This is a genomic window from Bacillus sp. KICET-3 (genome assembly GCF_033261025.1).
Classification (GTDB): domain Bacteria; phylum Bacillota; class Bacilli; order Bacillales; family Bacillaceae; genus Bacillus; species Bacillus sonorensis.
This window is the reverse complement of the sequence record NZ_CP137345.1, coordinates 3,021,630-3,045,718: the sequence shown is the minus strand read 5'-3', so window position 1 is coordinate 3,045,718 and position 24,089 is coordinate 3,021,630. Positions and strand designations below refer to the sequence as shown.

Sequence of the window (24,089 nt, the reverse complement as noted above, 5' to 3'; positions counted from 1 at the left end):
GGGGAGAGAGCGATGAAACCGATATATGGACTGATTGGAAATCCTGTGGCGCATTCCATGTCTCCCGACATCCATAATGCAGCCTTGAAAGATCTTTCTTTAGACGGATACTATCATGCTTTCCGCGTTGAAAACGATGATCTTGAAGATGCTGTGAAGGGAATGCGGGCCCTTGGCATTCAAGGATTTAACGTGACGGTTCCGCATAAAGTAGCGATCATGAAATATCTCGACCGGATTGATGAAAGCGCCAGAGTGCTTGGAGCGGTAAACACTGTCAGAAGAGAAAAAGAAGAGCTGGTCGGATATAATACAGATGGAGAAGGATTTTTAAAATCGCTGAAGCCGTCTCTTGATAAGCCGGTCAGCGAACTTTCGATTCTGATTATCGGGGCGGGCGGAGCGGCCCGCGCGATCTTTACAACCCTTGCATCTGAGCGGCCGAAACGGCTCGATGTAGCGAATCGCACGCCTGAAAAAGCAGAAGCGTTTATTCAGCTTTATAGCGGGCAAACGAAAGCCGTGTCTTTGGCGGAAGCAGAGGAGCATCTGGAGGCGTATGATGTACTGATACAGACCACCTCGGTCGGCATGCATCCGCATGTGGACGATGTTCCGCTTTCTTTAGCACGGGCAAAAGAAACATGCCTTGTATGCGATATTATTTACAACCCGCTGAAAACCGCTTTGTTAAAAGAGGCTGAGGCAAAGGGCTTACACACATTGAACGGTGTTGGAATGTTCATCGGCCAGGCCGCGCTTTCTTTTGGACTGTGGACAGGGCATGAGCCTGATATGGAAAAAATGAAATCAATCGTTTTGCGAAAATTAGGAGGAAAAGAATGTTAACTGGAAAACAAAAACGCTATCTGCGGAAGGAAGCGCATCATCTGTCACCGATTTTTCAAGTCGGAAAAGGCGGTGTCAATGATAATATGATAAAACAAATCAGTGAAGCGCTCGAAGCCAGAGAGCTCATTAAAGTAAGCGTGCTTCAAAACTGTGAGCAGCCTAAAGACGAGGTGGCTGAAGCTTTGACGAACGGCGCACGTGCCGAACTGGTGCAAACGATCGGCAATATCATTGTGCTCTATAAGGAGTCAAAAGAAAATAAACAGATCAAGCTTCCGTAAGATTTAAAGGTGGTAAACATGAAGAAAATCGGGGTTTTCGGAGGGACGTTTGATCCTCCGCACAACGGGCATTTATTAATGGCGAATGAAGTGCTTTACAAGATGGAGCTTGATGAAATCTGGTTTATGCCGAATCAAATTCCGCCGCATAAACTGGAAAATTCATTTTCGCTAAGCCGTCACCGCCTCGAAATGCTGAAGCTCGCGATTTCGGGGAAAGAGCGTTTTAAAGTGGAGACGATTGAGCTTGAAAGGGAAGGGCCTTCCTATACGTTTGATACGGTTCGGCTGTTAAAGAAACGGTATCCGGATCATCATTTCTATTTTATTATCGGTGCGGACATGATCGAATACTTGCCGAAGTGGTCGCATATTGACGAACTGGTTAAAGAGATCCAATTTGTCGGAGTCAAGCGCCCGGGCTTTCAGGTCGATACGCCTTATCCGCTTGTGTATGTGGATGTTCCGGCATTTGAGGTATCATCATCTTTACTTAGAGACCGCATCAAAAACCGTCAGCCGACTGATTACTTAATTCCTGACGAAGTGAAGGTCTACGTAAAGGAGAATCGTTTATATGAAACGTGATAAAGCATTAGCTTGTGTGAAAGAGCAGCTGACAGAGCAGAGGTATACGCATACGGTCGGCGTAATGGAAACGGCGGTAAAGCTTGCGGAACGGTTTGGGGCAGATGTGAAGAAGGCTGAAACCGCCGCGATTTTTCATGACTATGCCAAGTTTCGTCCGAAAGAGGAAATGAAGCAAATTATTTTAGATGAGAACAAGTCTCTTGAGGTGCTTGATTTTCACCATGAGCTTTGGCATGCGCCCGCAGGAGCATCGCTTGTGAAGACGGAAGTCGGCATTACGGATGAAGACGTTTTGTCTGCGATCAGATATCATACTTCCGGAAGGCCAGGTATGACACTGTTGGAAAAAATTATCTATGTCGCAGATTATATTGAGCCGGGCCGTCTTTTTCCGGGTGTTGATGAGGTTCGCGCCCTGGCCGAAGAGAATTTGGATCTTGCGCTCATCCAAGCGTTAAAAAATACGATCACCTTTTTACTGAAGAAAAACCAAGCCGTTTTTCCGGATACGATCGCGACATATAATGCTTTGCTAAAAGAAAGACAATAGGAGGAATTTGTGAATGGATCAAGCTTCAATTTTGAAAATTACCGCTGAAGCCTGTGATGATAAACGTGCAGAAGATATTATCGCCATGAATATGCAGGGAATCTCTCTTGTAGCCGATTATTTTCTGATATGCCACGGGAATTCTGATAAGCAGGTACAGGCAATTGCCCGGGAAATTAAGGATCGGGCTGAAGAAAATGGAATAGACGTCAAGAAAATGGAAGGGTTTGACGAAGCCAGATGGATTTTAATCGATTTGGGAGACGTCATTGCCCATGTTTTCCACAAGGAAGAAAGAGGCTATTACAACCTTGAAAAACTTTGGGGAGACGCCCCGATTGAAGATCTCACATTCGGAGTCAATTAATGATTTATAAAGGATTTTCAGGCGTATATGACACGCTGATGGCTCATGCCCCGTATGACCAGTGGGTCGAATGGATAGAGAATACGCTCAGTGCGTACGGGAAAGATGTTGTACGGATTCTCGATTTGGCGTGCGGGACAGGAGAAATGTCCGTACGCCTCGCAGAAAAGGGATATGATGTCACAGGCGTTGATATCAGCGAAGACATGCTGGCGCAGGCTCAGCAAAAAGCAGCCGGCCGGCAGCTGCCCATCCGTTTTTTTCAGCAGGATATGCGCGACTTATCCGGGCATGATCAAAAATTCGACGCGGTTGTGATTTGCTGTGATTCCTTAAATTATTTAAAAGATGAAAAAGATGTTTTAGATACGTTTAAAAGCGTTTTTTCATTATTGAAGGATGACGGTCTTCTGTTGTTTGATGTCCATTCCGTATACAAAATGGATGATGTCTTTCCCGGCAGTACGTATGCTGATCAAGATGAAGAGATCAGCGTGATCTGGCAAAGCTTTCCGGGAGAAGCCGTCCATTCGGTTGTGCACGATCTGACGTTCTTCGTAGAAAATGGAGGGGTGTATGAACGTTTTGATGAAACCCATGAACAGCGGACATTTGAAACTGAGGAATACACCCGTTTTTTGCGAGCATCGGGATTTGACGTACAGCAGATAACGGCCGATTTTTCAGATCGAAAACCTGCGCCAGATACAGAACGCCATTTTTATACAGCCAAAAAAGCTAAAACCATCGTTTAACATGACGATGGTTTTAAAAATGCCTTTTTTCGTTGTTGAGAAACCGCATCAGGTATGCAACAATGAATCAGACTTGGAATTGCTTCTTGACGGCGGCAATATCCTCTTCATACTTCAAATGGGTGTTGCGGAACATCTGGCGGAACATGTCTTGAACACCGCTTTCCAGCGCCTTGATCCCTTCACCGGTCACCCCGCCTTTTACACAAACCTTTTTCTGAAGCGTCGGCAGTGTATAAAGTTCGCTTTCAAGCAGCCTTCCCAAACCGACAAGCATTTCCTTTGACATCAAAATGGCATCCTCTTTCGACACAGATGTTTCTTCAACGGCCGCTTGGATAAACTCCTGGATTAAATAGCTGATAAAGGCGGGGCCGCAGCTGACAATATCTGAGGCAACCCTTGTAATGCCGTTTTCGATTTCCAGAGGAATCGATATCTTCTTCATCAGGTCTGTGATCTTTTCTCTTGTCTCCGGTTTGCAGCTTTCACCGAATGTTAAAAGCGAAACGCCTGACAAAGCCCTGTTTGTAATGCTTGGAATCACTCTCGCCGCCTGGCACGGAACAATGGTTTCAAGCTGTTCGACCTGAACCGGGCTCGTTATGGTAATCAAAATCTGATCCGGTGTGAAAACAGGTGCCAATCGTTTTAACAAAGGGTGTATATCATGCGGCTTTACACAAATAAACACGGCCTCGCTTTCGGAAACGGCTTCTTCCGGCCGCTCTGCGACCTGAATGCCCGGGTATCGCTTTTTTATGTTTAACGCTTTGTCGATCGTTCTGTTTGTGATTGTTAAAGATGAGGGAATGGCCGCTTTAGATTCAATTAGCGCCTCAATGAGTATGGTCCCCATATTTCCTGTGCCGATAAAGCCGATTTTCAATCGTTCTCCCCTCCTTTAAACCTGTATCTTTTAAACGATATGAAGGCCTTAGTCAAAATATGTATGGAAAGCAAGGTGAGTTGTTGGTGAATAGTCTGAAACGTTACAAATGGGCTGCGGCGGGAGTCTTTATTGCGGCGCTCTCTGTCATTTCGATCATGGTAATGCCAAAACTCCACCATGAATCAGCCGGAAGCGACTCTTTGCCGGCTGATGCCGCATCCGTTCAAGCGGCCGATCTAGCGGAGAAAAAGGAAAGCGAAGAACCGGACAGAATTGTCGTAGATCTGAAGGGGGCTGTTAAAAAACCGGGCGTTTATGAGATGAAGACGGGAGAAAGAGTGCACCAATTGCTGAAAAAAGCCGGGGGCACCGTGAAAAACGCAGAGGGAAAACAAATCAATCTGGCTGCTGTCCTTCAGGACGGCATGGTGATTTATATTCCGTTTGAAGGCGAAGAAACCGTTCAAGCCGGTACAGGAACGGCAGCACCATCAAGTGCTGAAGGCGGAACGGAAACGGTGAATATCAATACCGCTTCTCCCGAGGAGCTTCAAGCGATCCCCGGCGTCGGACCTTCAAAAGCGGAGGCGATCGCCGCATACCGTGAAGAGAACGGCCCTTTTCAGGGGATTGAAGACATTACAAACGTATCAGGGATTGGCGAAAAAACGTTTGAGAAAATAAAATCGTCAATATCAGTAAAGTAAATTGACGCCAAAGGATAAACATATGTAAACTTAGGGAAGCTTACATCGTATTTTGGAGGGAAATGAAGTGGAACGGATTTCTTGGGATCAATACTTTATGGCGCAAAGCCATTTGCTTGCGCTTCGCAGTACTTGTACAAGGCTTGCTGTGGGAGCAACGATAGTCAGGGATAAACGAATTATCGCCGGAGGCTACAATGGATCAATCGCTGGAGGAGTCCATTGTACAGATGAAGGCTGCTACGTCATCGACGGGCACTGTGTCAGGACGATTCACGCGGAAATGAATGCGATCCTTCAATGTGCAAAATTCGGCGTTCCGACTGAAGGCGCTGAAATATACGTGACTCACTTTCCGTGCATCCAATGCTGCAAATCCATTATTCAAGCGGGAATCAAAACGATATATTATGCAAAGGATTATAAAAATCATCCGTATGCAGCCGAACTGTTCGAGCAGGCTTCGGTCAGAGTGGAGCAGGTGGAGCTGGACGAAATGATCATTGACTTGAAAAATCAGGAGAAATTATCATTTGTGGCCGATCTGATCAGACAGCTGTCTGAGGCGGGACTGGAAGAAGCGGAAATCAGAAAAATCCATGAACAGGCCAATAAGTTGTTTACGAGCTACGTGTAATCTACAATGGGTCTTCTCTACCGCATCCTTCCCTGCGGAGCAATTTCAGCAGCAGCCGGAATTGCTTCCGCCCAATCTTCTTCTTTTCTCCCCCTCATCATCTTTTTAAGTCTGCTTTTCATCTTCAGTCAGATCAAGAAGCAATTTCTCCTTTTTTTCATTTGTACAGTCATCTGCGGTTTTTATATGATTTATTTTATGGCCATTGACAGTTCGAATACGACTCGCTACAAGGAAGGCGCTTTCCGTGCGTACATGTCTGTTCGCGATATTCCGAGAATAGACGGGGACCGTCTCGCTTTCACTGCCGAAATGGCTGAAGGAGAAGCGGTGAAAGCGAACTACATCCTTCAGTCTCCACAGGAAAAAGCGGCGCTTTCGAAGCTTGAGCCGGGCAGTACATGTTTCATGACAGGCGTATTAAAAACTCCTAAGAGAGCAACTGTACCCGGGACGTTTGATCGTAAAGAATATCTGCGCCAGCAGGGCATTCACTGGAATTTTGCGGTTCAGTCGATCAAAGGCTGTCAGTCAGGAGGCGGTCCGGCTTCATTTTTGCTGAAAATCCGAAAAGCCGGTCTTGGTTTTATAGAGAAACATGTGCCTGAAACATCTGCGGGTATTGTACAGGCGCTGGTTTTCGGCGACAGGTTTCTGATTGAGCAGGACGTGCTGGACGGATATCAAAGCCTCGGGATCATCCATCTTCTAGCCATTTCAGGTCTCCATGTAGGCATACTTTCGGCCGTTTTATTTTACATGCTGCTCCGGATCGGGATAACGAGGGAACATGCAAAATGGTGCTTGATCATGATGCTTCCAGCCGCGGTTATGCTGACAGGCGCAGCTCCCTCGGTGCTTAGAGCGGCGTTCATGTCTGAAATATATTTGCTTTCTTCATTGTTCAAGAATCGTTTAAGAGGCGCGCAGGTTCTCAGCATTGCCTGGCTCGGTCTATTGTTATTCAACCCCTATATGCTTTTCCAGGCAGGTTTTCAGCTTTCTTTTGCAGCATCCTTCGTGTTTATTCTTTCAAAAGAAATACTTTTAAAACCTAAACATCAAACCGTCAGGCTGCTGTTGGCTTCTTTTGTGGCCCAGCTCGGTTCACTTCCGATTCTTCTCTTTCACTTTCAAGAGGTTTCCTTCCTCAGTGTCCTCATGAATCTATGTTTTGTACCGTTTTATGTGTTCATCGTGATGCCGCTGTCATTTGGCGGGTTATTGATTTTGTTGGTTGCGCCTCCTCTTGGGAATCTTGCAATGGGCGTGCTTGACTGGCTGCTCGGATGGAGCCATTGGGCGGTAAAAGCGGCGTCTTCCCTTGAGATCTTCACGTTCTCCGCTGTTAAACCCGATGTCATCCATTTGCTTTTTTATATAGCTTCAATATGTGTCCTTCTGATGTCTATCGAAAAAGCAATCTCTTGCAAAACGCTCGCCATTCCGGCTTGTCTGCTTGCTTCCGCTTTTCTGTTTCACGCCGCTGCCCCGCATTTCATCGGTTCAGGAGAAGTGACAATGCTTGATGTCGGGCAGGGAGACAGCATATATATCAGCGCTCCGGGGCAAAAGGGAAATGTTTTAATTGATACCGGAGGGATTGTTTCCTTTAAAAAGGAGGCATGGCGGGAAAGAAAAAAAGATGTATCCTTGGGAGAAAGAGTATTAATCCCCTTTCTTGCTTCAAAAGGCGTTAAACAACTTGATGCTTTGATTTTGACGCATGCCGATCATGATCATATGGGAGAGGCTGAAATTCTGATCGGGAAAAATAAGGTGAAACAATTGATTGTGCCGAAAGGATATGCGGCAGAACCGGCAGATGAAAAGCTCCTCCGTTTTGCTCTGGAAAGGGGAGTGGATGTGAAAACGGCAAAGAGAGGGGACCGCTTGGTCATTGGTGATCTGGTGTTTTATGTTCTTTCGCCGGAAACGGCAGACAAAAACAGCAAAAACAACAGTTCCCTCGTTTTATGGATGAACGCTGGAGGCTTCAGCTGGCTTTTAACAGGCGATTTGGAAAAGGAAGGCGAGCGGGAGATGCTCAAAGCCTATCCAAGGCTGAAAGCCGACATTCTTAAAGTCGGCCACCATGGGAGCAAAGGATCGACAGGAGAGGAGCTGATCAACCGTATCGAACCGAAAGCGGCCCTCATATCGGCGGGGGAAAACAATCGCTACCGCCATCCCCACAAAGAGGTGCTGGAGATTTTAAAACGCCATCAGGTCAAGGTGTTCAGGACAGACCGGGACGGAGCGGTTCAGTACCTATTTGGAAGAGGGGACGGAACGTTTTTGCTCCATCCTCCATATGATAAAGTATATTCCCCGTAACAGAAAAAAGACTGCGGTTAAGCAGTCGGCAGTTTGGCTGGCGGAAGGCAAAAGTTTTTTCATATGTGATGCCGCGAAATCCGGCTGCGGTCATGCAGCCAAATGTATGACAGTAGCGATGATAAACATTGCAGCAAAAAATCCAAAAGCCACGACAAAACCGACACCTGAATCTACAAGATCATTACGTTTGCTTTGTACGTCTTTTTCAAATTCATTCACAATTTACCCCTCCTATTGATATTCAGTATAATTCAATTCCTTAGAAAAATCTAGAAGCTTCCTGCAACCGTTTTCTAACATTTATGAACATCGTCTTTTATAAACTGGCCCGGGGGTTTATAGAAGGCGTTTATTATAAATGAGAGAGCGGATGACTCCGCTTCTCTCTTTACTAATTGGAACACACACTTTAGGATAGAAGGGAAGGATGAAAGAGAGGAAAGTACAGATGATGGTATTTGATGTTTGGAAAAGCTTAAAAAAAGGCGATATTCATCCTGTTTACTGTTTATACGGAAAAGAGACATATCTGCTGCAGGAGACGGTTCAAATGATAAGACAAGCCGTCGTTGATGAAGAAACGAAAGACTTTAATCTTTCCGTGTTTGACTTGGAAGAAGATGCGCTCGATCTTGCCGTTGAAGATGCTGAAACCTTTCCTTTTATGGGAGAGAGGCGTCTCGTCGTTGCTAAAAACCCGTCTTTTTTAACGGCTGAAAAAAAGAAGGAAAAGCTGGAACACAACCTGGGCGCTCTTGAGGCTTACATCGCACAGCCGGCGCCTTACACCGTGTTTGTTTTGCTGGCTCCTTATGAAAAGCTCGATGAACGAAAAAAGCTGACCAAGCTGCTGAAAAAACACGCGCATATGGTCGAAGCGAAAGAGCTGAACGGGAAAGAAACAGCCGACTTCATGAAAAGCCTTGCCGCCTCAGAGGGGAAACAAATCGAAACAGAAGCGGCTGAGGAGCTTGTCATATTATGCAATGCGAGCCTGTCGGCCATCGCTCAAGAGGTCAAAAAGCTCAGTACATATATCGGCGACCGCGATCAGATTATGCTGGATGACGTTAGAAAGCTTGTTGCAAGGGGACTCGAGCAGAATATTTTTGAATTGATCAACAAGGTCGTCAACCGCAGGCGAACAGAAGCGCTCCAGATTTTTTACGACCTGTTGAAACAAAATGAAGAACCGATTAAAATGATGGCGCTGATCGCCAATCAATTCCGGCTGATCCTGCATACCAAATATTTTTCACAGCAGGGCTACGGACAAAAGCAAATTGCTTCAAATCTTAAAGTCCATCCGTTCAGAATAAAGCTGGCGAGCGATCAGGCGAGGCTGTTTTCAGAACAGGAGCTCAAAAGCATTATCGAACAGCTCGCCGTGATCGATTATGAAATGAAGACCGGAAAAAAGGACAAGCAGCTTCTGCTTGAACTGTTTCTGCTGCGGCTTTTGCAGCCGGATGAAAAAAGCGGCCCTCTATAGGAGAGAGGCCGCTTTTCGCATGGCAAGCAATTTCGCCAAGCTTTCTTTTATGCAGAAAGTCCGTTCACTTTTTTAGCAAGGTTTGATTTGTAACGAGCCGCAGTATTTTTGTGGACAAGACCTTTTTTCGCTGCTTTGTCAATTTTCTTAGCTGCAACGGATAGAGCTGCTTTTGCTTTGTCTGCTTCGTTGTTGCTTACAAGAGCTTCAACTTGTTTGATGGCAGTGCGCATTGCAGATTTGATCGTCGCATTGTGTGCGCGGCGCTCATTGTTTGTTTTTGTGCGTTTGATCGCTGATTTAATGTTTGGCAATGTGTTTCACCTCCTAAGAAATAACCTCTGTTCCTTTTTCTATAGGTTAGATCTCAACAATAGAACAAATTGTATTCTATCAAACACACCTTTAGATTGCAATATAAATGTAAAGTATTTTTATTTGAAAGAGGTCCTTTGGGGAATGTTTGCAGGACAGCAGGGAAACACTATCAACAGTTATGTTTTTGGAGGGAATGCAAACATGGAGAAAAAAAAGCTTGACTTAAGCCAGTATACCGTTCGGACGGATTTAGCCGTTGAAGCAAAGGATTTGGCCCATGAGAGGGAAACCTCTCCCCAACAAGAACTGAAAGGATTTACAATCAAAGAATATGAGAAGGACGGGATAAAAGTCCAGACGATGGATATTGACGAAGATGGGGCCAAACTGTCCGGCAAAAAAGCGGGGCGCTATCTAACCTTTGAAACGCAGGGAATCAGGCAGCAGGATTCCGAGCTTCAGGAAAAAGTGATTAATGTGTTTGCCAAGGAGTTTTCCGCTTTTCTTGAGTATTTGGGGATTGGAGAGGATGCCAGCTGTTTAATTGTTGGGCTGGGAAACTGGAATGTGACCCCTGATTCACTCGGACCGCTTGTAACTGAAAACCTTCTTGTCACAAGGCATCTGTTTCAACTTCAGCCGGAAAACGTGGAGGAAGGCTACCGTCCGGTCAGCGCGCTTTCACCGGGTGTGATGGGGCTGACGGGAATCGAGACGAGCGATATCATCCAGGGCGTGATCGACCGTTCAAAGCCCGATTTTGTCATCGCGATCGATGCTCTTGCATCACGGGCGATCGAACGCGTCAATTCAACCATCCAAATTTCCGACAGTGGCATACATCCCGGCTCAGGGGTGGGGAATAAACGAAAAGAATTGAGCAAGGAAACGCTCGGCATTCCCGTCATCGCCATCGGCGTTCCGACTGTAGTCGATGCGGTCACGATTACAAGCGATACGATCGATTATATTTTGAAGCATTTTGGAAGAGAAATGAGAGACAACAGCCCGTCCCGTTCCCTTGTTCCTGCGGGAATGAGCTTCGGGAAAAAGAAGGTGTTGACTGAGGAAGATCTTCCGGACGAGGAGCAGCGCAAATCGTTCCTCGGCATTGTCGGAGGGCTTCAGGAAGATGAAAAAAGGCAGCTGATTTATGAAGTGCTTGCCCCATTGGGCCATAATTTAATGGTGACGCCAAAAGAAGTCGACACGTTTATCGACGACATGGCAAACGTCATCGCAAACGGGCTGAACACCGCGCTGCATGAAAACGTATCGCAAGACAATAAAGGCATGTATAATCATTAAAGCATTGCAAGGAGGAGGCTGCAGCCCCTCCTTTATTTTGTATCCGGAGCAGGTGATTTTCGGGAAACTTACTTGTTCTACTTCCTCTAGCTTGTACATAGTCTATTTACTAGACAAGCTCTGGAGGGATTACGATGAAAAAAAGAGGCAGAAATCGTCAGTTTGTGCTGGCCGTAAACGGAAGAACGGCGGTCAAATCAGTTTTCTTGTTTATTGCCGGCCTGCTGCTTGTTTTTATTTTGTCAGGGGTGCTCACATCTCTCCGGCCTGAACTGAGACCGTCTTCTTCGTTTTACCGGGTGACGGATGAGCTGGCGGGTGAGGCGTTTGGACACATCCTGGGGATGGAAAACCATTATTTCGCATCTGCACTGCCTGATCCAAACAAAAGGATTGAGCTTTCGCCATTGGTTCTCAAATTGGCGACAAGCATTAATTTAAAAGACCCGCGGAGTTTTCTCGGACGCGAGCTTCCCGGCTTTTCGCATTTTGATTCAGACATTCTCGTCGCCGGGCAGGGGACCGATTATACCAATATGCCCTCAGAATCTCCGCCGCCGACTGAAGTGTTAAAAGAAGAAAGAGAAGCAAATCTTGCAGAGATTGAAGGAAAGAAAGAAGACGATGGAAACAAAAGACCTCCCGAGCAGTCGACGGGCGACCGGAAAGTGGTATTTATTTATAACACGCATAATACCGAATCGTATCTGCCGTTTTTAAAGGGTGAAACCGATCCAAACCTTGCCATGCATTCAAAAGCGAATGTCACGCTTGTCAGCGATATGCTTGCTGATGCTATGGAATCTCAAGGCGTCGGCGCAAAAGTGGATAAAACGGACATTCAGGCCAACCTGAAGAAGAAAGGCTGGAGCTATCCGCGCTCCTATGATGAATCAAGGCCGGTCGTGAAAGAAGCGATGGCCCGAAACAAGGATCTGCAGTACTTTATTGACATTCACCGGGATGCGCAGCGCAAAAAAGCGACCACGACGACGATAAACGGAAAAAGCTATGCGCGGGTCGCGTTTGTCATCGGCAAAAAAAGCTCTAATTTTGAAGCGAATTTAAAGCTGGCAAAAGAGCTGCATGAACGGATGGAAAAAAAATATCCGGGCTTGAGCCGCGGCGTTATATCGAAAGGCGCTTCTGGAGATAATGGCGTATACAACCAGGATTTAAACGAGCAATCGGTCTTGATGGAATTCGGAGGCGTCGATAATAACCGCGCAGAGCTGGAACGGGCCGCAGACGCAACGGCCGACGTGTTCAGCGAGATGTTCTGGGAGGCGGAAAAAGTCGATGCCCCTTCAGGTGAAGACGATAAGAAAAAACAATAGAAACTAGGTGATGAAAAGTGGCTTCTTTTATAGGGAAATGTATATTGGTTTCCGCCGTCATGTTTTTCGGCGTTCTGCTCGGCATGCAGCAGGCGAATAACGGGATGCTGGAAATGAAGGGCTACAAAGACCCCGATTTAAAAGGAGCGCTCAGCTTTTCTGAAGGTGAAGCAAAAGAGGCTTCAATTCTCGGCCATCAAATCGATTTGGAAGAAAAGCAGAAAGAGCTTGAACAATTGGAAGCATTCAACTTCTTTTCTTCCGCCGGCCGCGCCCTGGCCGACACGGTCACGAACTCGGCCCGGTCTTTGTATGATTGGATAAAAGAGAAAACGGATTAAGACGAAGAGAAAGGCGAGCTGCACCATCCAGCTTGTTTTTCTCTTTTTTGCCGCTTCCATGATGGGAAATCCGCTTTCCCCCGCGTTTATTTCTAAACATTGAATCTTCACATGCCTATTGATATAATCTAAGCTAGCGCATGTTGCGTTTCATAGTAGGAGTGATTAGTGTGACAGACAAAGAAAAACGATTACAAAGACAGTCGAGAATTCGCAATTTCTCTATTATCGCCCATATTGACCACGGAAAATCCACTTTGGCAGACCGGATATTGGAAAAAACGGCGGCAATCACTCAAAGGGAAATGAAAGAGCAGCTGCTCGACTCGATGGATTTGGAACGAGAAAGAGGAATCACCATTAAACTGAACTCCGTACAGCTGAAATATAAAGCGAAAGACGGAGAGGAATATATTTTTCACCTCATTGACACCCCGGGGCATGTAGACTTCACCTATGAGGTGTCGCGAAGCCTGGCGGCGTGTGAAGGCGCGATTCTCGTCGTTGACGCGGCACAGGGGATTGAGGCGCAGACGCTCGCAAACGTTTACCTTGCGCTTGATAATGACCTCGAAATTCTTCCGGTCATTAATAAAATCGACCTTCCGAGCGCAGAGCCTGAGCGCGTCCGCCAAGAGGTGGAAGATGTCATCGGACTCGATGCTTCAGAAGCCGTTTTGGCCTCTGCCAAAGCGGGTATCGGAATTGAGGAGATTCTCGAACAGATCGTCGAAAAAGTCCCGGCTCCAAGCGGCGATCCGGAAGCGCCTTTGCAAGCTTTGATCTTCGATTCCCTCTACGATGCTTACAGAGGCGTTGTCGCTTATATCAGGGTTGTTCAGGGGACCGTCAAAGCAGGCCAGAAAATTAAGATGATGGCGACTGGCAAGGAATTTGAAGTCACAGAAGTCGGTGTATTTACGCCGAAAGCCGTTCCTGTCGATGAATTGACCGTCGGTGATGTCGGATTCCTGACGGCGGCTATCAAAAACGTGGGGGACACCCGCGTCGGGGATACGATTACGAGCGCGGAAAACCCTGCTCCGGAAGCCCTGCCAGGCTACAGAAAACTGAATCCGATGGTGTATTGCGGACTGTATCCGATCGATACCGCGAAATACAATGATTTGCGGGAAGCGCTTGAAAAGCTGGAGCTGAACGACTCCTCTCTTCAATATGAGGCTGAAACGTCCCAGGCCCTCGGCTTCGGTTTCCGCTGCGGATTCCTGGGCATGCTCCACATGGAGATCATCCAGGAGCGGATTGAACGCGAATTTAAGATCGATCTGATCACGACGGCGCCGAGCGTTATTTACAACGTTTACATGACGGACGGCGAAAAAATCGTCGTCGACAACCCGTCAAATATGCCTGATCCGCAGAAGATCGAACGTGTTGAAGAGCCGTACGTCAAAGCGACGATGATGGTGCCGAACGACTTTGTCGGGGCGGTGATGGAATTATGCCAAGGCAAGCGCGGCCAGTTTATCGACATGCAGTATCTCGATGCCAACCGGGTCAGCATTATTTATGAAATCCCGCTCGCTGAAATCGTTTATGAATTTTTCGATCAGCTGAAATCGAACACAAAGGGCTATGCATCGTTTGATTATGAACTGATCGGCTATAAACCGTCCAAACTCGTGAAAATGGACATCATGCTGAACGGCGAAAAAATCGACGCCCTTTCTTTCATCGTTCACCGCGATTATGCGTATGAGCGCGGAAAGGTCATCGTTGAAAAGCTGAAAGAACTGATTCCGCGTCAGCAGTTCGAGGTGCCGGTTCAGGCTGCCATCGGCCAGAAGATCATCGCCCGGTCAACGATCAAGGCGATGCGCAAAAACGTTCTGGCGAAATGTTACGGCGGAGATATTTCCAGAAAGCGCAAACTGCTTGAAAAGCAAAAAGAAGGAAAGCGAAGAATGAAACAGGTCGGCTCTGTCGAAGTTCCGCAGGAAGCCTTTATGGCTGTACTGAAAATGGACGACAGCGGCCAGAAATCATAAGACCCTGCCGCCGCAGCTTAACCACTGCGGCTTCTTCCCGTAAAGAAGGTGAAAAAATAAATGAAATCCGCTTATATCCATATTCCGTTTTGCGAGCACATCTGCCATTATTGCGATTTTAATAAATTTTTTATTCAAAGCCAGCCTGTTGACGAGTACTTGCGCTCACTGGAAAAAGAAATGGTCCATTCCATGGAGGCGAACGGACACCCCGAGCTGAAGACGATTTTTATCGGCGGGGGCACGCCGACTTCATTATCGGCCGGTCAGCTTGAGCGATTGCTTGACTCCATCCACACGGTGTTAAAGCCGTCCGAAAGCTTGGTTGAATTTGCCGTCGAAGCCAATCCCGACGATCTCTCGTCCGAAAAGCTGAACGTGTTGAAAGCAGCCGGTGTAGACAGGCTGAGCTTCGGGGTTCAAACGTTTGAAGACGAGCTTCTGAAGAAGATCGGCAGAGTTCACGAGCAAAAAGATGTGTTCGCGTCCTTTGAGAGGGCGAGAGAAGCGGGGTTTGAAAACATCAGCCTCGACCTCATGTTCGGCCTCCCGGGGCAGACCGTCCATCATCTTGACGCATCGCTTGATACGGCGCTGTCTCTCGGCGCAGAGCATTATTCGGTGTATTCGCTCATTGTCGAGCCGAAAACCGTCTTTTACAACCTGATGAAAAAAGGCCGCCTTCACCTGCCCCAGCAGGAGCAGGAGGCTGAAATGTATGAGCTTGTCATGAACAAAATGACCGGGGCCGGCATCCACCAATATGAGATCAGCAACTTTGCGAAAAAAGGGTTTGAAAGCAGGCACAACCTCACATATTGGAGCAATGAAGAATACTTTGGCTTTGGAGCGGGCGCACACGGTTATATCAATGGCAAACGAACCGTGAACGCAGGCCCTGTCAAACATTACATCGACCTCATTGACAAGAGTGGGTGTCCTTACAAGGAGATTCATCAGGTGACAAGAAATGAGCAGATTGAAGAAGAGATGTTTCTCGGTCTTCGAAAAACAGCCGGCGTTTCTAAAGAGCGGTTTTTCGAGAAATACGGCACACCGCTTGACGATCTTTTCGCTGACGTCCTGCGCACGCTCGAAGAAAAAGGACTCGTGTTCAACACGGAAAAAAGCGTATGTTTGACACATGATGGAAAGCTATTGGGTAATGAAGTGTTTCAGGCGTTCTTGGGAGAGTTATAATTGACATTTTGATTGCGGTTTGGTAATTTTGATATACAATTAGCACTCATTCACCGAGAGTGCTAACAGGGGTGATATGAATGTTAACAAATCGTCAGCTGTTAATCTTGCAGGTTATCGTCAACGATTTTATTCGTTCAGCTCAGCCGGTGGGATCAAGAACACTTTCTAAAAAAGACGACATCACATTCAGCTCGGCTACGATCAGAAATGAAATGGCTGACTTGGAAGAGCTTGGATTTATTGAAAAAACCCACTCATCTTCAGGCCGGATTCCTTCTGAAAAAGGCTATCGCTATTATGTTGATCATTTGCTTTCTCCAGGAAAGCTGTCAAAGACGGATTTGAAATTAATTCATTCCATTTTCAAAGAAAAAATCTTTGAACTTGAAAAAGCCGTTCAGAAATCGGCTCAAGTCTTATCCGACCTGACAAATTATACATCGATCGTTCTCGGCCCCAGACTGAGTGAAAATCATTTGAAGCAAATTCAGATCGTACCGATCCAGCCGAAAAAGGCAATTGCGATTCTCGTGACAAACACGGGACATGTCGAACATAAAACGATTAATTTTCCGGCGGAGGTCGATCTCTCAGACCTTGAAAAGCTGGTCAATATATTAAATGAACGCCTTGTGGGCGTACCGATATCAGAGCTTAAAGACAGGATTTTTAAAGAAGTGGTCATCTTTTTGCGGTCTCACATTCAAAACTATGACCAGATTCTCAATGCGCTCGGCGCCACGCTGGATTCTTCGGCCCATACCGACCGGCTGTTTTTCGGCGGCAAGATTAATATGCTGAATCAGCCCGAATTTCACGATATCGAAAGGGTCAAATCCCTTTTGTCGCTTATTGAGAAAGAACAGGAGATTTTGCGGCTTTTTCAGTCGACAGAAGCCGGAATCACCATTAAAATCGGTAAAGAAAATGATTATGAAGAAATGGAAAACTGCAGCCTGATTACCGCCACATATACGCTCGGTTCGAAACAAATCGGCTCGATAGCGGTAATCGGACCGACGCGGATGGATTATTCCCGCGTTGTCAGCTTGCTCCAGCATGTATCGTCTGACTTGTCAAAAGCGCTGACAAGTTTGTATGATGGGTAAGGCAGTACAGAAAACAGGCAGAAGGGAGCTTTCCCTTCTCTTCATCATTGAACGAACCTTTAAGGGAGGTGAACACAGATGGCAGAAGAAAAACAAAACCAGGAACAAAAAGAGCAGGAAGAGCTGAACAAGACAGAAGCGGAAGCGGCTGAAACTGCTGAAGCAGAAGAAGCGGCTCCGAAAGCCGATGAGCAGACAGAAGAAAATCAAACTGAACTGCTTGAAAAGCAACTAAAAGAACTTCAAGAGCGTCTTGAAGAGAAAGAAAATAAACTTTTACGTGTTCAGGCGGATTTTGAAAATTACAAACGACGTGCCCGCCTTGATCTTGAAGCAGCGGAAAAATACCGTTCACAGCGCATCATCAGCGATTTGCTGCCGGCGCTCGACAATTTTGATCGCGCTCTCGGGATCGAGCCTGACAATGAGCAGACGAAAAGCCTGCTTCAAGGGATGGAAATGGTGCACCGCCAAATCCTTGAGGCTCTTAAAAATGAAGGTGTTGAAGAAATCCCTTCCGTCGGCCAGCAGTTTGACCCGAACCTTCACCAGGCCGTGATGCAGGTTGAGGATGAACAATATGAATCAAATGCAGTCGTTGAAGAGCTGCAAAAAGGCTATAAACTTAAGGACCGGGTGATCCGTCCTTCTATGGTGAAAGTAAATCAATAACTACATAGCAGGAGGTTATTTTCATGAGCAAAGTTATCGGAATTGACTTAGGGACAACGAACTCATGCGTTGCAGTGCTTGAAGGCGGAGAGCCGAAAGTCATCCCTAACCCAGAAGGAGCCCGCACGACTCCGTCAGTTGTTGCATTTAAAAGCGGAGAACGCCAAGTGGGCGAAGTGGCGAAACGCCAGTCCATCACGAACCCGAATACGATCATGTCGATCAAACGCCATATGGGCACAGACCATACAGTTGAAATCGAAGGCAAAAAGTACACGCCTCAAGAAGTATCTGCCATCATTCTTCAGCATTTGAAATCCTATGCTGAAAGCTATCTTGGCGAAACTGTATCAAAAGCCGTTATTACTGTTCCTGCATACTTCAACGATGCAGAGCGTCAAGCGACAAAAGATGCCGGTAAAATCGCCGGACTTGAAGTTGAACGGATCATCAACGAGCCGACTGCGGCTGCGCTTGCCTATGGTCTTGACAAAACGGATGAAGATCAAACGATCCTCGTATACGACCTTGGCGGCGGTACATTTGACGTTTCCATTCTTGAGCTTGGTGACGGCGTGTTTGAAGTCCGCTCTACAGCGGGTGACAACCGTCTTGGCGGAGACGACTTTGACCAAGTGATCATCGATCATCTCGTCTCAGAATTCAAAAAAGAAAACGGAATCGACCTTTCAAAAGATAAAATGGCGCTTCAGCGTTTGAAAGATGCAGCTGAAAAAGCGAAAAAAGACCTTTCCGGCGTGTCTTCTACGCAAATCTCCCTGCCGTTTATCACAGCGGGAGACGCGGGTCCGCTTCACCTTGAACTGACGCTGACACGTGCGAAATTTGAAGAGCTTTCTTCTCATCTAGTAGAGCGCACAATGGGTCCTGTCCGTCAAGCGCTTCAAGATGCGGGGCTTTCTGCGAGCGAGATTGACAAAGTCATCCTTGTCGGCGGATCAACACGTATTCCGGCTGTACAGGAAGCAATCAAAAAAGAGACTGGAAAAGAAGCTCATAAAGGCGTAAACCCTGATGAAGTGGTAGCGCTTGGCGCAGCGATCCAAGGCGGCGTCATCACTGGAGACGTCAAAGACGTAGTCCTTCTTGACGTGACACCTTTATCACTCGGTATCGAAACAATGGGCGGCGTATTCACAAAACTGATTGATCGGAACACAACAATTCCGACAAGCAAATCACAAGTGTTCTCAACAGCGGCTGACAACCAGACAGCTGTTGACATCCACGTTCTTCAAGGTGAACGCCCGATGGCTGCCGACAACAAAACGCTCGGACGTTTCCAGCTTACCGACATTCCGCCGGCACCACGCGGTGTTCCGCAAATCGAAGTGTCATTTGATATCGATAAAAACGGTATCGTAAACGTAAGCGCGAAGGATCTTGGTACAGGCAAAGAACAAAATATTACGATCAAATCTTCTTCAGGTCTTTCTGATGATGAGATCGAGCGCATGGTAAAAGAGGCTGAAGAAAATGCTGAAGCCGATGCGAAGAAAAAAGAAGAAATCGAGCTTCGCAACGAAGCTGACCAGCTTGTCTTCACCACTGAAAAAACGCTGAAAGACCTTGAAGGCAAAGTGGACGAAGCGCAAGTCAAAAAAGCAAATGAAGCAAAAGACGCGCTAAAAAGCGCGATCGAGAACAATAACCTTGATGACATCAAGGCGAAGAAAGAAGAACTGCAAACCATCGTTCAAGAGCTTTCAACGAAGCTTTACGAAGAAGCCGCAAAACAAGCACAAGCACAGCAAGCAGGCGGAGAAGCCAAAAAAGCGGATGACAATGTCGTAGACGCAGAATTTGAAGAAGTGAACGACGACCAGGACAAAAAGTAAGAAAATAAAAAGCTGTGCGGGCATGGCCCGCACAGTATATGACCTTACCGGCGATGAAAGTCAAAGTCAGGATCTCTTGACTTTGACTTTTTTCTTCCTTAGGGACAAAAGGAATTGAAAAAACATAATTTGAAATGATACAATCTAATTTATGTGAGAAAATCGGGAGTGTGAAGAGATGAGTAAGCGTGATTACTATGAGGTGCTTGGGGTAAGTAAGAGCGCTTCAAAAGATGAGATAAAAAAAGCTTACCGCAAGCTTTCCAAAAAATATCACCCGGACATCAACAAAGAAGCCGGAGCGGCTGATCAATTCAAAGAAGTGAAAGAAGCTTATGAAACACTTTCTGATGACCAAAAACGGGCCCATTACGACCAATTCGGCCATACCGATCCAAACCAGGGATTCGGCGGCGGCGGTTTTGGCGGCGGCGACTTCGGCGGTTTTGGTTTTGACGATATTTTCTCAAGCATTTTCGGCGGCGGCGCGAGACGGAGAGACCCAAATGCCCCGAGGCAGGGAGCCGATCTGCAATATACGATGACGCTGTCGTTTGAAGAAGCGGCTTTCGGAAAAGAGACAACAATCGAAATCCCGCGCGAGGAAACGTGTGATACATGCCATGGTTCAGGCGCAAAGCCGGGGACCAAACCTGATACATGTTCACACTGCGGAGGATCAGGCCAGCTGAACATGGAGCAGTCCACACCATTCGGCAAGGTCGTCAACCGGAGAGTTTGTCATTATTGTAACGGTACAGGCAAGCAAATTAAGCACAAATGCTCAACATGCGGCGGAGCAGGAACAGTGAAAAAACGCAAGAAAATCAATGTCACCATTCCGGCGGGTGTGGATGACGGCCAGCAGCTTCGGGTGGCCGGACAGGGCGAACCGGGTGTAAACGGTGGACCGTCAGGTGACTTATTCGTCGTTTTCCGCGTTCGTCCGCATGAATTTTTCGAGCGTGACGGAGACGACATTTACTGCGAAATGCCGTTGACTTTCGCACAGGCCGCGCTCGGAGATGAGATCGAAGTGCCGACACTTCACGGAAAAGTAAAATTAAAGATTCCTGCAGGAACGCAGACGGGTACGAAGTTCCGCTTAAAAGGGAAAGGCGTAGCAAATGTCCGCGGATATGGACAAGGCGACCAGCATATCGTCGTCCGCGTCGTCACACCGACCAATTTAACGGAAAGCCAGAAAAAAATTATCCGCGAGTTTGCTGAAGTGAGCGGAAATATGCCAGATGAACAGGAAATGAGTTTTTTCGATAAAGTAAAACGCGCCTTTAAAGGTGATTAATGATTGGATGAGGAGTTGGTAGTATGAAATGGTCCGAAATCTGCATTCACACGACAAATGAAGCGGTTGAGCCCATCTCAAATATTTTGCATGAAGCTGGTGCGAGTGGAGTGGTGATTGAAGATCCGCTTGATTTAACAAAAGAACGTGAGAATGTGTACGGAGAAATCTACCAGCTCGACCCCAATGATTACCCTGATGAAGGGGTCATCATCAAAGCGTATCTCCCGATCAACAGCTTTTTGGGAGAAACCGTGGAAGGCATCAAGGAAACCATTAACAATCTGTTGTTATATGATATTGACCTCGGAAGAAATAAAATCACCATCAGTGAGGTGAATGAAGAAGAATGGGCGACAGCTTGGAAAAAATATTATCATCCCGTGAAGATTTCCGAAAAATTTACGATCGTTCCGACTTGGGAAGAGTATACGCCGGTTCATACAGATGAGCTGATCATCGAGATGGATCCGGGAATGGCATTCGGAACAGGGACGCACCCGACCACAGTCCTTTGTATACAGGCGCTTGAAAGGTATGTGAAGAAAGGCGACTCAGTCGTGGACGTCGGAACGGGAACAGGCATTTTGAGCATCGCTTCAGCCATGCTCGCAGCCGACCGGGTAGAGGCGTACGACCTTGATCCGGTTGCCGTTGAAAGCGCCCGTTTGAATTCCAAGCTTAATAAAGTCGCAGATCGCATCGACATCAAGCAAAACAATCTGCTCGACGGGATTGCAGGAGAAAAAGATGTCATTGTCGCAAACATTTTGGCGGAAGTCATTCTTCGTTTTACAAAGCAGGCCTACGATCTGCTGAAAGAAGGAGGCTATTTTATCACGTCGGGGATCATTCAGCAGAAAAAACAGGAAGTCAAAGACGCTCTTGCAAAAGAGGGCTTCACGATCATTGAAGTGCTTTCCATGGAGGACTGGGTCAGCATCATCGCCCAAAAATAATCGTTAGTAGGTGTCTAAAAGCGTATGCAACGATATTTTATCGAACAAACAAAACAGGAGATCACTGCATTGCCCGCAGTCATCATTAAAGGAGAAGACGTCCACCACATCGTCAATGTGATGAGAATGTCGTCGGGCGATCATGTCATGTGCTGTGCGAAGGACGGCCATGAAGCCGAATGCCGGATTGAATCTTTGTCAAAGGAAGAGGTTGTGCTATCCGTTGTGGACTGGACCGGGAAAAATCGCGAGCTGCCGATCCGAGTCCACATCGCAAACGGCCTCCCGAAAGGTGATAAACTCGAATGGATCATTCAAAAAGGCACCGAGCTCGGGGCAAGCTCGTTTTTCCCCTTTGAGGCGTCGCGGTCGGTCGTGAAGCTCGATCATAAAAAGGCGAAGAAAAAACGGGAGAGATGGCTGAAAATCGCCAAGGAAGCTGCGGAGCAGTCCCACAGAAACAAGATTCCCGAAGTGGGGGGCGTCCTTACGTTTAAAGGCTTGCTTGAAAGCCTTCCAAGCTTCGATAAATGTGTCGTTGCATACGAAGAGTCATCGAAACAAGGAGAAAACAGCCAGTTTCAATCCGTGATCAAAGACCTGCCGGAAGGTTCTTCCCTGCTGATGGTGTTTGGTCCGGAAGGCGGGTTTTCAGAAAGCGAGATCGAAGCGCTCAAAGAAAAAGGCGCTCTCGCCTGCGGGCTCGGACCGCGCATATTAAGGGCGGAAACGGCGCCGCTTTACGCTTTGGCGGCAGTTTCCTATCATACAGAGTTATTAAGAGGTGAATAACAATGGCAACCGTTGCATTTCATACCCTTGGCTGCAAGGTCAACCATTATGAAACAGAAGCAATTTGGCAGCTCTTTAAAGAAGCCGGTTATGAACGAAAAGATTTTGAAAGCACAGCAGATGTTTATGTCATTAATACATGCACCGTCACTAACACAGGCGATAAAAAAAGCCGCCAGGTCATCAGACGGGCGATCCGGCAAAACCCTGATGCCGTCATTTGCGTGACAGGCTGCTATGCCCAGACGTCCCCTGCGGAAATCATGGCGATTCCAGGTGTTGACATCGTCGTCGGTACACAAGATCGTGAAAAAATGCTTGGATATATCAAGCAATACCAAGAGGAAAGACAACCGATCAACGGTGTCAGCAACATCATGAAAGCCCGGGTGTTTGAGGAGCTTGACGTGCCGGCGTTTACCGACCGGACGCGCGCTTCTTTGAAAATTCAGGAAGGCTGCAACAATTTTTGCACATTCTGCATTATTCCATGGGCCCGCGGCCTTCTCCGTTCCCGTGATCCGGAAGAAGTCATCCGCCAGGCGCAGCAGCTGGTCGATGCCGGCTATAAGGAAATCGTTCTGACAGGCATCCATACCGGCGGATATGGAGAGGACATGAAGGATTATAATTTTGCACAGCTCCTGAAAGAATTGGACAGCCGTGTAAAAGGCTTGAAACGAATCCGTATCTCTTCAATCGAGGCGAGCCAAATAACCGATGAGGTTATTGAAGTGCTCGACAAGTCAGACAAAATTGTCAGACACCTGCACATTCCGCTTCAATCAGGCTCAAACAGCGTCCTGAAACGGATGAGAAGAAAATACACAATGGAATTTTTCGCCGACCGATTGACAAAGCTTAAAAAAGCGCTCCCCGGTCTTGCGGTTACATCCGATGTCATCGTCGGCTTCCCGGGAGAGACGGAAGAAGAATTCATGGAGACCTATAACTTTATTCAAGAGCACAAGTTTTCAGAGCTCCACGTCTTCCCATACAGCAAACGGACGGGCACTCCGGCTGCACGCATGGACGATCAGGTCGATGAAAACGTGAAAAACGAACGGGTTCACAAACTGATTGCTCTATCAGACCAGCTGGCAAAAGAATATGCTTCAGATTATGAAGGAGACGTTCTCGAGATCATTCCTGAGGAGCAGTTTACAGAAACGGGCGAAGACAACCTGTATGTCGGCTATACGGACAACTATATGAAAGTGGTTTTCGAAGGATCAGAAGAGATGATCGGCCAGCTTGTCAAAGTGAAAATCACAGAAGCGGGCTATCCTTACAATAAAGGACAGTTCGTCCGCATCGCAGATGACAGCGTACCTGAAAGCATGCGTCTATCATCTTAAATGTTTTAAAAACCGGTTCACCAAAAGGTGCACCGGTTTTTTTATACATGGGAA

25 protein-coding genes are annotated in these 24,089 nt (G+C 47.0%); 22 read left to right on the top strand and 3 right to left on the bottom strand.

What is annotated here, in order from left to right; translation table 11 throughout:
- Window positions 1-12: 12 nt before the first annotated feature.
- Genes aroE through R5H20_RS15490 form a run of 6 tightly spaced genes read left to right on the top strand, consistent with a single transcriptional unit; the run spans window position 13 to window position 3,396 of the window.
- Window positions 13-849, top strand: a complete 837-nt coding sequence (gene aroE / locus R5H20_RS15515; RefSeq protein WP_006637639.1) for a shikimate dehydrogenase — start codon at window positions 13-15, stop codon at window positions 847-849.
- A complete protein-coding gene (gene yhbY, locus R5H20_RS15510) occupies window positions 843-1,133 on the top strand; it encodes a ribosome assembly RNA-binding protein YhbY (RefSeq protein WP_006637638.1) in 291 nt (96 codons plus the stop codon). Before aroE ends, yhbY begins: the two co-directional genes overlap by 7 nt.
- A gap of 18 nt (window positions 1,134-1,151) precedes the next feature.
- A complete protein-coding gene (locus R5H20_RS15505; RefSeq protein ID WP_006637637.1) occupies window positions 1,152-1,721 on the top strand; it encodes a nicotinate-nucleotide adenylyltransferase in 570 nt (189 codons plus the stop codon).
- A complete protein-coding gene (gene yqeK / locus R5H20_RS15500; protein WP_006637636.1) occupies window positions 1,711-2,274 on the top strand; it encodes a bis(5'-nucleosyl)-tetraphosphatase (symmetrical) YqeK in 564 nt (187 codons plus the stop codon). Before R5H20_RS15505 ends, yqeK begins: the two co-directional genes overlap by 11 nt.
- 13 nt (window positions 2,275-2,287) lie before the next feature.
- Window positions 2,288-2,641 carry a ribosome silencing factor gene (gene rsfS / locus R5H20_RS15495; RefSeq protein ID WP_006637635.1) on the top strand — a complete coding sequence of 118 codons (354 nt, stop codon included), beginning with the start codon at window positions 2,288-2,290 and terminating at the stop codon, window positions 2,639-2,641.
- Window positions 2,641-3,396: a class I SAM-dependent DNA methyltransferase gene (locus R5H20_RS15490; RefSeq protein ID WP_006637634.1), complete on the top strand. Its 756-nt coding sequence runs from the start codon at window positions 2,641-2,643 to the stop codon at window positions 3,394-3,396. The genes rsfS and R5H20_RS15490 overlap by 1 nt, the downstream gene beginning before the upstream one ends.
- 67 nt (window positions 3,397-3,463) lie before the next feature.
- On the opposite strand, the gene comER is transcribed toward R5H20_RS15490, so the two are convergent.
- Window positions 3,464-4,285: a late competence protein ComER gene (gene comER / locus R5H20_RS15485; RefSeq protein ID WP_006637633.1), complete on the bottom strand. Its 822-nt coding sequence runs from the start codon at window positions 4,283-4,285 to the stop codon at window positions 3,464-3,466.
- Window positions 4,286-4,371: 86 nt separating this feature from the next.
- Between comER and R5H20_RS15480 the strand changes: the two genes are divergently transcribed.
- The 3 genes from R5H20_RS15480 (at window position 4,372) to R5H20_RS15470 (ending at window position 7,969) form a co-directional block, all read left to right on the top strand.
- A complete protein-coding gene (locus tag R5H20_RS15480; protein ID WP_373926326.1) occupies window positions 4,372-4,995 on the top strand; it encodes a helix-hairpin-helix domain-containing protein in 624 nt (207 codons plus the stop codon).
- Window positions 4,996-5,062: 67 nt separating this feature from the next.
- Window positions 5,063-5,632 (top strand): ComE operon protein 2, encoded by a 570-nt coding sequence (locus R5H20_RS15475; protein WP_006637631.1) that lies wholly within the window; start codon window positions 5,063-5,065, stop codon window positions 5,630-5,632.
- Between the two features lie 6 nt (window positions 5,633-5,638).
- Window positions 5,639-7,969 carry a DNA internalization-related competence protein ComEC/Rec2 gene (locus R5H20_RS15470; RefSeq protein WP_006637630.1) on the top strand — a complete coding sequence of 777 codons (2,331 nt, stop codon included), beginning with the start codon at window positions 5,639-5,641 and terminating at the stop codon, window positions 7,967-7,969.
- 90 nt (window positions 7,970-8,059) lie between these two features.
- Here R5H20_RS15470 and R5H20_RS15465 read toward each other — a convergent pair whose 3' ends face one another.
- The gene (locus R5H20_RS15465) at window positions 8,060-8,191 is read right to left on the bottom strand and encodes a YqzM family protein (protein WP_006637629.1); all 132 of its coding nucleotides are present in this window, start codon (window positions 8,189-8,191) and stop codon (window positions 8,060-8,062) included.
- Window positions 8,192-8,423: 232 nt separating this feature from the next.
- Between R5H20_RS15465 and holA the strand changes: the two genes are divergently transcribed.
- Window positions 8,424-9,464: a DNA polymerase III subunit delta gene (gene holA, locus R5H20_RS15460; RefSeq protein ID WP_006637628.1), complete on the top strand. Its 1,041-nt coding sequence runs from the start codon at window positions 8,424-8,426 to the stop codon at window positions 9,462-9,464.
- 47 nt (window positions 9,465-9,511) lie between these two features.
- Here holA and rpsT read toward each other — a convergent pair whose 3' ends face one another.
- Window positions 9,512-9,778 carry a 30S ribosomal protein S20 gene (rpsT, locus tag R5H20_RS15455; RefSeq protein WP_006637627.1) on the bottom strand — a complete coding sequence of 89 codons (267 nt, stop codon included), beginning with the start codon at window positions 9,776-9,778 and terminating at the stop codon, window positions 9,512-9,514.
- Between the two features lie 205 nt (window positions 9,779-9,983).
- Here rpsT and gpr point away from each other — a divergent pair, with 205 nt between their 5' ends.
- From gpr to mtaB, 12 genes are all read left to right on the top strand, one after another.
- A complete protein-coding gene (gene gpr / locus R5H20_RS15450; RefSeq protein ID WP_006637626.1) occupies window positions 9,984-11,090 on the top strand; it encodes a GPR endopeptidase in 1,107 nt (368 codons plus the stop codon).
- A 134-nt stretch (window positions 11,091-11,224) separates the two neighbouring features.
- Window positions 11,225-12,427, top strand: coding sequence for a stage II sporulation protein P (spoIIP, locus tag R5H20_RS15445; RefSeq protein WP_006637625.1), 1,203 nt, complete (start codon window positions 11,225-11,227; stop codon window positions 12,425-12,427).
- A gap of 17 nt (window positions 12,428-12,444) precedes the next feature.
- Entirely contained in the window at window positions 12,445-12,768 is a 324-nt protein-coding gene (locus R5H20_RS15440; RefSeq protein WP_006637624.1) for a YqxA family protein, read from the top strand.
- Window positions 12,769-12,938: 170 nt separating this feature from the next.
- A complete protein-coding gene (lepA, locus tag R5H20_RS15435; RefSeq protein ID WP_006637623.1) occupies window positions 12,939-14,777 on the top strand; it encodes a translation elongation factor 4 in 1,839 nt (612 codons plus the stop codon).
- Between the two features lie 60 nt (window positions 14,778-14,837).
- Window positions 14,838-15,977, top strand: a complete 1,140-nt coding sequence (hemW, locus tag R5H20_RS15430) for a radical SAM family heme chaperone HemW (RefSeq protein WP_006637622.1) — start codon at window positions 14,838-14,840, stop codon at window positions 15,975-15,977.
- Window positions 15,978-16,057: 80 nt separating this feature from the next.
- A complete protein-coding gene (gene hrcA / locus R5H20_RS15425; protein ID WP_006637621.1) occupies window positions 16,058-17,089 on the top strand; it encodes a heat-inducible transcriptional repressor HrcA in 1,032 nt (343 codons plus the stop codon).
- 78 nt (window positions 17,090-17,167) lie between these two features.
- A complete protein-coding gene (grpE, locus tag R5H20_RS15420; protein WP_006637620.1) occupies window positions 17,168-17,761 on the top strand; it encodes a nucleotide exchange factor GrpE in 594 nt (197 codons plus the stop codon).
- Window positions 17,762-17,784: 23 nt separating this feature from the next.
- Window positions 17,785-19,620 (top strand): molecular chaperone DnaK, encoded by a 1,836-nt coding sequence (gene dnaK, locus R5H20_RS15415; protein ID WP_006637619.1) that lies wholly within the window; start codon window positions 17,785-17,787, stop codon window positions 19,618-19,620.
- A 178-nt stretch (window positions 19,621-19,798) separates the two neighbouring features.
- Window positions 19,799-20,926: a molecular chaperone DnaJ gene (gene dnaJ / locus R5H20_RS15410; RefSeq protein ID WP_006637618.1), complete on the top strand. Its 1,128-nt coding sequence runs from the start codon at window positions 19,799-19,801 to the stop codon at window positions 20,924-20,926.
- A 23-nt stretch (window positions 20,927-20,949) separates the two neighbouring features.
- Window positions 20,950-21,885: a 50S ribosomal protein L11 methyltransferase gene (gene prmA / locus R5H20_RS15405; RefSeq protein ID WP_006637617.1), complete on the top strand. Its 936-nt coding sequence runs from the start codon at window positions 20,950-20,952 to the stop codon at window positions 21,883-21,885.
- A 24-nt stretch (window positions 21,886-21,909) separates the two neighbouring features.
- Window positions 21,910-22,677, top strand: coding sequence for a 16S rRNA (uracil(1498)-N(3))-methyltransferase (locus R5H20_RS15400; protein WP_006637616.1), 768 nt, complete (start codon window positions 21,910-21,912; stop codon window positions 22,675-22,677).
- 2 nt (window positions 22,678-22,679) lie between these two features.
- On the top strand, window positions 22,680-24,035 hold the full coding sequence (gene mtaB, locus R5H20_RS15395; RefSeq protein ID WP_006637615.1) for a tRNA (N(6)-L-threonylcarbamoyladenosine(37)-C(2))-methylthiotransferase MtaB: 1,356 nt from the start codon (window positions 22,680-22,682) through the stop codon (window positions 24,033-24,035).
- Window positions 24,036-24,089: the final 54 nt, after the last annotated feature.

Coding starts and splice junctions, on each gene's coding strand:
- aroE (WP_006637639.1), top strand. CDS start 13: ATGAAACCGATATATGGACTGATTGGAAATCCTGTGGCGCATTCCATG.
- yhbY (WP_006637638.1), top strand. CDS start 843: ATGTTAACTGGAAAACAAAAACGCTATCTGCGGAAGGAAGCGCATCAT.
- R5H20_RS15505 (WP_006637637.1), top strand. CDS start 1,152: ATGAAGAAAATCGGGGTTTTCGGAGGGACGTTTGATCCTCCGCACAAC.
- yqeK (WP_006637636.1), top strand. CDS start 1,711: ATGAAACGTGATAAAGCATTAGCTTGTGTGAAAGAGCAGCTGACAGAG.
- rsfS (WP_006637635.1), top strand. CDS start 2,288: ATGGATCAAGCTTCAATTTTGAAAATTACCGCTGAAGCCTGTGATGAT.
- R5H20_RS15490 (WP_006637634.1), top strand. CDS start 2,641: ATGATTTATAAAGGATTTTCAGGCGTATATGACACGCTGATGGCTCAT.
- R5H20_RS15470 (WP_006637630.1), top strand. CDS start 5,639: ATGGGTCTTCTCTACCGCATCCTTCCCTGCGGAGCAATTTCAGCAGCA.
- holA (WP_006637628.1), top strand. CDS start 8,424: ATGGTATTTGATGTTTGGAAAAGCTTAAAAAAAGGCGATATTCATCCT.
- gpr (WP_006637626.1), top strand. CDS start 9,984: ATGGAGAAAAAAAAGCTTGACTTAAGCCAGTATACCGTTCGGACGGAT.
- spoIIP (WP_006637625.1), top strand. CDS start 11,225: ATGAAAAAAAGAGGCAGAAATCGTCAGTTTGTGCTGGCCGTAAACGGA.
- hemW (WP_006637622.1), top strand. CDS start 14,838: ATGAAATCCGCTTATATCCATATTCCGTTTTGCGAGCACATCTGCCAT.
- hrcA (WP_006637621.1), top strand. CDS start 16,058: ATGTTAACAAATCGTCAGCTGTTAATCTTGCAGGTTATCGTCAACGAT.
- grpE (WP_006637620.1), top strand. CDS start 17,168: ATGGCAGAAGAAAAACAAAACCAGGAACAAAAAGAGCAGGAAGAGCTG.
- dnaK (WP_006637619.1), top strand. CDS start 17,785: ATGAGCAAAGTTATCGGAATTGACTTAGGGACAACGAACTCATGCGTT.
- dnaJ (WP_006637618.1), top strand. CDS start 19,799: ATGAGTAAGCGTGATTACTATGAGGTGCTTGGGGTAAGTAAGAGCGCT.
- prmA (WP_006637617.1), top strand. CDS start 20,950: ATGAAATGGTCCGAAATCTGCATTCACACGACAAATGAAGCGGTTGAG.
- R5H20_RS15400 (WP_006637616.1), top strand. CDS start 21,910: ATGCAACGATATTTTATCGAACAAACAAAACAGGAGATCACTGCATTG.
- mtaB (WP_006637615.1), top strand. CDS start 22,680: ATGGCAACCGTTGCATTTCATACCCTTGGCTGCAAGGTCAACCATTAT.